The 9,622-nt window shown below is 41.7% G+C and carries 6 protein-coding genes; all 6 read right to left on the reverse strand.

Going from position 1 to position 9,622, the window contains the following annotated elements; all coding sequences use genetic code 11:
* Nucleotides 1–246: 246 nt before the first annotated feature.
* The gene (locus ACIQ32_RS10185; RefSeq protein ID WP_396195587.1) at nt 247–1,380 is read right to left on the reverse strand and encodes an efflux RND transporter periplasmic adaptor subunit; all 1,134 of its coding nucleotides are present in this window, start codon (nt 1,378–1,380) and stop codon (nt 247–249) included.
* Nucleotides 1,381–1,382: 2 nt separating this feature from the next.
* A complete protein-coding gene (locus ACIQ32_RS10190; RefSeq protein WP_396195588.1) occupies nt 1,383–5,729 on the reverse strand; it encodes a CusA/CzcA family heavy metal efflux RND transporter in 4,347 nt (1,448 codons plus the stop codon).
* 67 nt (nt 5,730–5,796) lie between these two features.
* Nucleotides 5,797–6,183, reverse strand: coding sequence for a hypothetical protein (locus ACIQ32_RS10195; protein WP_396195589.1), 387 nt, complete (start codon nt 6,181–6,183; stop codon nt 5,797–5,799).
* Nucleotides 6,184–6,330: 147 nt separating this feature from the next.
* Complete coding sequence (locus ACIQ32_RS10200) at nt 6,331–6,834, reverse strand: YybH family protein (RefSeq protein WP_396195590.1); 504 nt, start codon at nt 6,832–6,834, stop codon at nt 6,331–6,333.
* Nucleotides 6,835–6,987: 153 nt separating this feature from the next.
* The gene (scpA, locus tag ACIQ32_RS10205; protein ID WP_396195591.1) at nt 6,988–9,129 is read right to left on the reverse strand and encodes a methylmalonyl-CoA mutase; all 2,142 of its coding nucleotides are present in this window, start codon (nt 9,127–9,129) and stop codon (nt 6,988–6,990) included.
* A gap of 2 nt (nt 9,130–9,131) precedes the next feature.
* Nucleotides 9,132–9,622 (reverse strand): methylmalonyl-CoA mutase family protein (locus ACIQ32_RS10210; protein WP_396195592.1); only part of this gene is annotated, 491 nt, incomplete at its 5' end.

The raw sequence follows: 9,622 nt of genomic DNA on the forward strand, positions 1-9,622 counted from the left end.
CATGGGCGTGTATTGGTGTATATTAGCCGTGGCGAGTTTGGCTACTATAGCAGTCAATCGTTCGTCTACCGGAAAATTAGGAAAACCTTGCGACAAGTTAATGGCTTGGTGTTCGGTAGCCATTTGCGACATTACGGTAAAAATGCTGGTGCCGATATGCGGAAGTTTTGACATGCCTTTGTTTTTGGTAAAGATAAAAAAAGCACCTCGATTGAGGTGCTTTTTTTAATGGTGAAGTAGCAAAAATTATTCTTCTGATTTGTTTTTTAATTGCATCAGCAAAGTGTAAGCACCTTTGACGGCTATTTTTTTATCCTTCAAAACTTTGGGATTGACTATTTCTGTGAAGCCGTTTTCGCTGTTACCGGTTTTGACTGCGGTCATTTCAAATTGGCGTTCGTTCACTTTTACAAAAACGTATTCTTTCCCTTCAAAGGTAACAAAGGCATCTTCGGGTAAAGTTGGAACGGCATTTCTTTTCAACTCAACCACGGCATTCATATACATACCCGGCAACAGGGTTTTATCGTATTTAGAAAAATGGCAGTGAACCTCGGTACTGTGTTCGTCGGTAGCGATGTCTTTACTGATGAGAATGATTTCGCATTCGTGTTTTTTATCGGGTTGACTGTTGGTGTAAGCCATCACTTTTTGGCCGATAAACAGTCCGTTAATGTCTTTTTCAAACACTTTTAAGTTCAAATGAATGTCATCCGGATTGATGAGTTCAAATAAGATATCGGCCGGATTGACATACTTCCCGATGTTCACATTCACCTTAGAAACAAAACCGTCAATAGGCGAGAGGATATTAACGCTTTTAGAGATGTTTTTCTCCGATAGGGTTTTGGGGTTGATGTGAATTAATCGAAGTTTTTCGGCTAAGGCATTGAGTGAGATACGCATGTTTTTGTATTCGGCATCGGCCATTTGATACACCTTATCACTGCTGGCTTTGTTCTGATTCAAATCGCGTTGGCGTTCGTATTCTTTTTCGGCAAAATACAATTTGGATTGCGTGGTTAAGTATTCTTGTTGTAACTGTATGTACTGTTGGTCTTCCATCACGGCAATTACTTCATTTTTACGAACGTGCATGCCCGGAAGGAGTTTGGTGCTTTTTAAATAACCGCCCAAAGGCATGCTTACTGAAACTAAGTTTTGTGGCGGAACATCAATAACGCCATTCAAGTTGACAGTCGCAGAAACCGTTCTTTCCTGAGTTGGTTCGATTACTAAACCTGCATTTTGATATTGTTTATCCGTTAGGGTAACTATTTTTTCGGATACATTATTGGTGTTCGTTTCCGATTCGGTTTTATTTGAGTTGCAGCTCAAACTAATGATGGCGAAAGCTGCTAATATGATTTTTGTTTTCATAATTAATTTTTTGAAGTAAGGTAATTCCATTCGATGACACTTTCGTTGTATAGGTTTACCGTGTCGATGTAACTGTTATGGATGGTTAAGGCTTGGTTGACCAACATGACCCAGTCGAGGTAATTGATATCGCCACCTAAAAACTGACGGTTAGCCGTTTCCGAAATTAGGATTGCATTCGGTAAACCGGTTTTCTCGAAATAAGTCAGCCTTTCGGCATTGTTTTTAACCATCAACTCAATTTGAATGCGTTGTCGCTCTAAGTTGTTTTTCTCTCTTTCGTATTCTTCGGTAGCTATTTGTTCCTTTACTTTGGCGGCTTTGACTTTAGCACTTTGAGAACCGCCTAACAATGGTATGCCTAAGCCAATTTGCGCCGAGTGGAAACGGGTCGATTTGTCGTACAACACATTATCGGCGCCGGTACCGGTAATCGACATATTGTTGTAGCCCAAAGTCAGTATCGGTAATTTTCGAGCTTTTTCGAGCTGAGTTTGGGCAGCTGCAGTCGCTTTTAGTTGCTCCAAACTTTGCATTAACGGGTGTTGTTTTATATCCATAGTCTCTTCGTCTTTGAATTCAACTTTGGGTGAATTGGCTAAAGGAATCACCATTTGTTCCGAATTTAACAGTAATTGCAATTTGCTGCTCCAAAGCGCTTTGTCTTGTTGCAGCTGTAATAATTGCAATTTCAATTGTCCTAATTGCGTTTCTGCGGTGGTTTTTTCCAAAAGATTGCTTTCTCCTTTTTGCAGGCGTAACGATGCTTTGCGCAGGAATTCGGTCAGTAACGTATCGCTTTTTTGCAACAATTTTTCTTTTTCAGACAATGTTACGATGGCATAAAAGGTTTGGGCGACTTCTTTTTTCAAAGCAGCTTCTCTCAATGTTACTAAGGCCGAATCTGTTTTCCATTCTGAGGTCAGTACCTTTTTTTGGCGATTGTATACTGTTGGAAAATCAAACGATTGTGCAATGCCGAAACGAGTATCAGTAAAACTGCTGTTGAATTGCCCGATTTCCGAGTTGAAGTTTGTGGTTGGCAAATTGGTAGCGGAACGAATCAGTTTTTGTTGGTAATCGGCTCTTAATCGATCAATTTTTACCGATTGGTTGTTGCTGAAAGCAGTTTTTATGGCTTCATCCAATGTCATTTTCGTTTGGGCGTTGGCCGGAATCACGGCTAAAAAAAGCAATAAAAGAAGTAGTGTTGTTTTAGAGGAAAGTTTCATTTTAAATCCTTTTTCAAAAGTGACATAAAGTATCGGTAAGACGAATAAGGTTAATAAGGTCGCAATCATCAAACCACCAATTACTACGGTTGCCAACGGTCTTTGTACTTCAGCACCTGAACCGTTGCTGATGGCCATCGGTAAAAACCCTAGAGATGCCACGAAAGCAGTCATTAACACCGGACGCAAACGCACTTTGGTTCCCATTAAAACGATGCGATGCAAATCGTCCATACCTTCCGCTTTAAGTCGGTTAAATTCAGATACCAACACGATACCGTTCAATACAGCAACTCCGAATAAGGCGATAAAACCAATGCCGGCACTGATGCTGAAAGGCATACCGCGCAAGGCCAAAAAGAAAATACCGCCTATAGCCGATAGCGGAATGGCCGAATAAATCAGCAAGCCGTGTTTGACCGATTTGAAGGCGAAGAACAACAAGATGAAAATCATGAATAAAGAAATCGGAACCGCTATCATCAAACGATCTTTGGCTTGGTTGAGGTTTTCAAAAGCACCGCCATAAGTGGTGTAATAGCCGGCAGGGAGTTTTATTTGTTGGTCGACTTTGGTTTTCAATTCGTTTACGATGCTTTCCACATCGCGTCCGTTCACGTTGAATCCGACAACAATTCGGCGTTTGGCATCTTCGCGTTGGATTTGATTCGGACCGTTTTTAATAGACACATCGGCCAATTGCGATAACGGGATTTGAGTTCCGTTTGGCGTTGGAATCAGTAAATTTTTCACATCTTCCAAGTCTTTGCGTTTGTCGTTGTCGAGGCGAACGACCAATTCAAATCGCTTCTCGCCTTCAAAAACCAATCCGGTACTTTGTCCGGCAAATGCGGTATTTACCACGCGATTAATATCGGCGATAGACAAATGGTATTGCGCAATTACAGGTCGGTTGTATTCAATAATCACTTGCGGCATACCGGTTATCGGTTCCACAAAAAGATTTTCGGCACCATCAACGGTATTGACAATTTTGCCTAATTTTTCAGCATAAACCGCCAATGTATCGAGATTTTCGCCGAATATTTTACAAACCACATCTTGACGCGCTCCGGTCATGAGTTCGTTAAAACGCATTTGTACCGGATACTGAAAACCGGCGGTAATTCCGGGTACATCTTGCAAAGCTTTGCTCATTTTTTCGGCTAATTCGTCGAAGGTTGTGGCTGAGGTCCATTCCGATTTGTCTTTCAGAATGACCATCATATCACTGGCTTCCATTGGCATTGGATCGGTAGGTACTTCACCGCTTCCGATTTTGGTGACTACTTTTTCTACTTCCGGGAATTGCGTCTTTAGAATATGAGCTGCTTTTTGCGTGCTTTCTATGGTTGTATTCAGATTACTTCCGGTTAAAACTCGGGTATCCACTGCAAAATCGCCTTCTTCTAAAGCCGGAATGAATTCGCCTCCTAAAGAGCTCAACACGAATACAGCCATGACGAAAAGCGCAATAACACTACCGATTATGGCTTTTTGATAATTCAAAGCCGTTTGCAACCAATGTTGGTAATGGCGTTCCAATTTGAACATCATACGATCGGAGAAATTCGGTTCGTGATTGATTTTTTTACTTAAAAACAAAGCACTCATCATAGGAATATAGGTCAGCGATAACAAGAACGCACCCAATAAAGCAAAGGCTACAGTTTGTGCCATCGGTTTGAACATTTTACCTTCGATACCTTCTAAAGTGAATATAGGCAAGTACACAATCAAAATGATGATTTGGCCGAATACCGCACTGTTCATCATTTTGCCGGCAGAAGTTTCCACTTCTTTGTCCATTTTGCTCTGCGATATACTATTGATATGGCTGAACTTCTTACTATGGGTGAGTTGGTGCATTACCGCTTCCACAATAATTACGGCACCATCGACAATTAAACCGAAATCGAGTGCGCCCAAACTCATCAAGTTACCGCTCACGCCGAAGGTATTCATCAGGATAATAGCAAATAGCATGGCTAACGGAATCACCGAAGCTACAATTAAACCGGCGCGGAAATTACCCAGGAATAATACCAATACAAAAATCACAATCAGCGCACCTTCCAAAAGGTTTTTTTCAACTGTTCCGATGGCGTTGTTCACCATTTTGGTTCGGTCCAAGAACGGTTCGATGGTCACGCCTTCCGGTAGTGTTTTTTTGATGAGTTCGATGCGATCTTTCACATTTTTAATCACTTCACTACTGTTAGCGCCTTTGAGCATCATTACTATAGCACCGGCTACTTCGCCTTCGTCGTTATAGCAAAGTGCGCCGTAACGAGTGGCATGTCCGGTAGTAATTTTGGCGATGTCTTTTAAAAATACGGGTGTACCGCTTGGTGTCGCTTTAACGGCAATATTTTCAATGTCTTCCATCTTACCGATTAATCCTTCGCTTCGGATGAATAGGGTTGTGGCGCCTTTTTCGATATACGCACCACCGGTATTTTGATTGTTTTGTTCTAGAGCGTCAAAAACATCATTGATGGTTAAGCCATGTGCGTTAAGTTTGCCCGGTTCAATGGCAATTTCCAGCTGTTTTAATTTTCCGCCAAAACTACTCACTTCGGCAACGCCTTTAACACCTAAGAGTTGTCGGCGAACTATCCAATCTTGTATGGTTCTGAGTTCGGTTTCATCGTATTGGTCTTCGTAGCCTTTTTCGGGACGTACTACGTATTGGTATATTTCGCCCAAACCAGTAGAAACAGGTCCAAGTTCGGGTGTTCCGATACCGGCGGGAATTTGGGTTTGAACTTGCTGCAGGCGTTCGGCGACTTGCTGACGTGCCCAATAAATATCGGTTTCATCGTCGAAAACGATAGTGACTAACGATAAGCCAAAGCGTGAAAAACTTCGGATTTCTTTTAAACCCGGAATGTTGCTGTTGGCTTGCTCAACCGGAAAGGTAACTAAGCGCTCTATATCGGTCGCTCCGAAAGACGGTGCAATCGTGATAACTTGCACCTGATTATTGGTGATATCAGGAACGGCATCAATAGGCAATTTGGTGGTTTCATAGATGCCATAGAGCAAAAGCGCAATGGTAAACAAACCTACGATAAGCTTATTCCTAACGGAAAAAGCGATAATTTTATTTAACATGATTTTTAAATAACTTAATGAATACTATTTTACTGTTGGCGTAAATCAACCAACAAACACTATGTAATTAAGCTATTTTAGGCGGTTGCCAAATGGAACCATGGTCGGAAGAATAGATGCGACTTAGGTAAAAATCGGTCTCCGATTTGTCTTTAAATTGGAATTTAGGACGACTGATTTCAAAATTGATTTCAGGTAACAAGGTTAAGTAAGTCAGGCCATTGTTGCAGTCTACACTTTTATAAGGCAGTTTCATGTCTTCATCACGATCAGCATCGTTTACATCGCCATGACCGTAGTGCAAGCAAAGAAATGACCATAAACTCATGGATTGATTTTCTTCTTTATGGTCGTAAAAATGTTCCACCAAAGCAGGAATCTTCAACAACTCGAAGCATTCGGTTGAAGAAGAAACGTAAAGGGTTAAAAGGAGTATGGCTAGAACTCTTCTCATTAAAAATCACTTAAAATGATAGACACAAAAGTAATAAAGTTTTATGTCCACATAACGTTACAATTGTTACAACAACATATTTATAATAATTCCGGATAAGAAAAAATCTAAAAAGCACCTCGATTGAGGTGCTTTACTGTTTTGATTTTATTTCTTTTCCTCTGTAGGTTGGTCCGAAGCACCCATATCCCTGACACAGACATATTTACCGTCTCTTTTTTCAAAATAGGCTATAAAATTTCCGCTGTATTTGGCATCATTGGAAGAATCAGAAACTTTGTAGCTACCTATTTCCACCACTATATTTCCATCGCCTGAAGGGAAAACTTCATTTGTAATAAAAGTTACTTTTGTTCCATCGTTTTTCTTGACATCTTCTGCAATTTTGGCGTCAATGGCTGCTTTGCCAATCATGGGTGGCTTGTTTTGTTCATAGCTTACCGCATCTTCCGCATAGTAATTCACATTTTCAGTTTTACCGGTATTAAGAGCATCGGCAAAACTGTTTTCCAAGGCTTGAATTTCACCTTTAATTTGTTCTTTGTCAACCGAAGCAGATTCGGTGGTGGTGTCTTCTTTTTTTGGATTACAAGCTATAGTCAGAGCTACAATTGCACTCAACGCAATCCATTTAAAAATCTTGTTTTTCATAAAATTATTGGTTTTAATGGTTGGTAATTTTAGGTTACACTACAAGATTAAGGGAGATTAAAGTTAAGTATAAAATATTGAAAATCAGTAATTTTATAAAAAAAGAACGTTGTCTTATTTGACAACGTTCTTAAAGTATAATTTTTTTAGGCCTTATTCTTCAATTAAGACCTCCAAAATTTGTATCGCTGCCTCACTAATTTTTGTTCCCGGACCGAAAACCGCTACAGCGCCTGCGTCAAACAAGAATTGGTAATCTTGCGCCGGAATCACTCCGCCTACGATGACCATAATGTCTTCACGACCGTATTTTTTTAATTCTTCAATCACTTGCGGCACTAAGGTTTTGTGTCCGGCCGCTAAGGAAGAAACCCCTAAGATGTGTACGTCGTTTTCTACGGCTTGTTTGGCCGCTTCTTCGGGTGTTTGGAATAGCGGTCCAATGTCTACGTCGAAACCTACGTCGGCATAACCGGTGGCTACCACTTTGGCACCTCGGTCGTGACCGTCTTGTCCCATTTTGGCAATCATAATTCGTGGTCGACGGCCTTCCTTCTTGGCGAAAGCGTCGGCTAATTGTTTGGCTTTTTCAAAGCTCTCGTCGTTTTTGATTTCTTTACTGTACACGCCGCTAAAACTTCTGATTTGTGCTTTATAGCGTCCGAAAACCACTTCTAAGGCATCACTGATTTCTCCTAAGGTAGCTCGGCTTCGGGCTGCTTCTACGGCTAAAGATAGTAAATTTTCGCCACCGTTTCGGGCACTCTCTGTAATCTTTGCCAAACTAGCTTTAACCTTGTCCGTATCGCGTGTGGCTTTGATTTGGTTTAAACGCTCAATTTGTTGTTGGCGCACCATTTGGTTGTCTACATCCAAAATGTGCAACGGATCTTCTTTTTCCAAACGGTATTTGTTAACGCCTACTATAATATCTTGGGCGCTATCGATTCGGGCTTGTTTGCGTGCCGCGGCTTCTTCGATTCTCAGTTTCGGGATACCGGCTTCAATGGCTTTGGTCATACCGCCTAAGGATTCTACTTCTTGAATCAAAGCCCAGGCTTTTTCGGCAATTTCTGCGGTTAAGCTTTCCACATAATAACTGCCGGCCCAAGGATCGACGGTTTTGCAGATTTTGGTTTCTTCCTGTAAAAAAATTTGCGTATTTCGAGCTATACGGGCAGAGAAATCTGTTGGTAAGGCAATGGCTTCGTCTAAGGCGTTGGTATGTAAGGATTGCGTTCCACCAAATGCAGCAGCAGCCGCTTCGATAGTCGTACGAGCCACATTGTTGAACGGATCTTGTTCGGTTAAACTCCATCCCGAAGTTTGACAATGCGTTCTTAAGGCCAGTGATTTTTCGTCTTGAGGATTGAATTGTTTTAACAGTTTCGCCCACAACATTCTGCCGGCGCGCATTTTGGCGATTTCCATAAAGTGGTTCATGCCAATCGCCCAAAAGAACGAAAGGCGAGGCGCGAACTCGTCTATTTTCATGCCGGCAGCCAATCCGGTTCGGATATATTCTAAGCCATCGGCTAAAGTGTACGCCAATTCAATGTCGGCGGTAGCTCCGGCTTCTTGCATGTGGTAGCCTGAAATCGAAATCGAGTTGAACTTCGGCATCTTTTTACTAGTGTATTCAAAGATATCGGCTATAATTTTCATGGATGGAGTAGGCGGATAGATGTAAGTATTTCGTACCATAAACTCCTTCAAAATATCGTTTTGGATGGTTCCTGAAAGCCATTCGGGAGCGACACCTTGTTCTTCGGCGGCTACGATGTAAAACGCCATGATGGGCAACACAGCACCGTTCATGGTCATGGAAACCGACATTTCGTTGAGCGGAATTTGGTCGAACAAAACCTTCATGTCTTCCACTGAATCGATGGCTACTCCGGCCTTTCCAACATCGCCTACCACTCTATCATGATCAGAATCATAACCTCTATGGGTGGCCAAATCAAAAGCAACGGACAAGCCTTTTTGTCCGGCCGCTAAGTTTCTTCTGTAAAAAGCATTACTCTCTTCCGCAGTCGAAAATCCGGCATATTGGCGAATGGTCCATGGTCGGCGTACATACATAGTGGCGTATGGACCACGCAAGTTAGGCGCAAATCCGGCTCCGAAACCTAGGTGTTCTAAATCAGCGATGTCTTCTTTAGAATAGGTTGGTTTAACTTGGATGTTTTCTGCGGTGAGGAAGCTGTCAGCTTTTAGCTGTTGGCTTTTAGCTAATGGCTGATTGCTAACGGCTGATTGCTCTAATTTTATATGTTGAATATCCTTTCTCATGATTATACTTCTTGCGATAAACGTTCTTGTTCCAGTTTCTCGGCCAATCGTTTTTCAATCACCGGAGTGATTAAGGTTTTGCGTGGATTTTGTTTGACAAACGGATACAACTCGAGGTCGTGTTTCATTTTGTCGTTTTTATTCGGGTATTTGTTGGTGCCCAATAAAACTTCTTTGCCGCTGTCAAACAATTCTTGTTCTTTGGCCGCGCTTTCGCTGATTTTTCGTTGGATAGTCCCATCGATTAATTGGGTAATCAAACCACCGTTGGCTTCGATGTCTTTAAATAGGAGTAAAGCTTTTTCGGCCAATTGTTCGGTCAATGATTCTATGTAATAAGCGCCGTCGGCTGCGTTGTTGACTTTGTCAAAATAGCTTTCATGTTTTAATACCAACAATTGGTTACGAGCTATTCGGTCTCCAAACTCATTGTCTTTGTGGTACAACGTATCGTATGGCAGATTCGCTATACTATTGGCACCGCCTAAAATAG

The organism is Flavobacterium sp. (genome assembly GCF_044373165.1).
Classification (GTDB): Bacteria; Bacteroidota; Bacteroidia; order Flavobacteriales; family Flavobacteriaceae; genus Flavobacterium.

What these genes read in the sequence shown, in the direction of transcription:
- ACIQ32_RS10185 (WP_396195587.1), bottom strand. Translation starts at nt 1,380, where the DNA reads ATGAAAACAAAAATCATATTAGCAGCTTTCGCCATCATTAGTTTGAGC.
- ACIQ32_RS10190 (WP_396195588.1), bottom strand. Translation starts at nt 5,729, where the DNA reads ATGTTAAATAAAATTATCGCTTTTTCCGTTAGGAATAAGCTTATCGTA.
- ACIQ32_RS10195 (WP_396195589.1), bottom strand. Translation starts at nt 6,183, where the DNA reads ATGAGAAGAGTTCTAGCCATACTCCTTTTAACCCTTTACGTTTCTTCT.
- ACIQ32_RS10200 (WP_396195590.1), bottom strand. Translation starts at nt 6,834, where the DNA reads ATGAAAAACAAGATTTTTAAATGGATTGCGTTGAGTGCAATTGTAGCT.
- scpA (WP_396195591.1), bottom strand. Translation starts at nt 9,129, where the DNA reads ATGAGAAAGGATATTCAACATATAAAATTAGAGCAATCAGCCGTTAGC.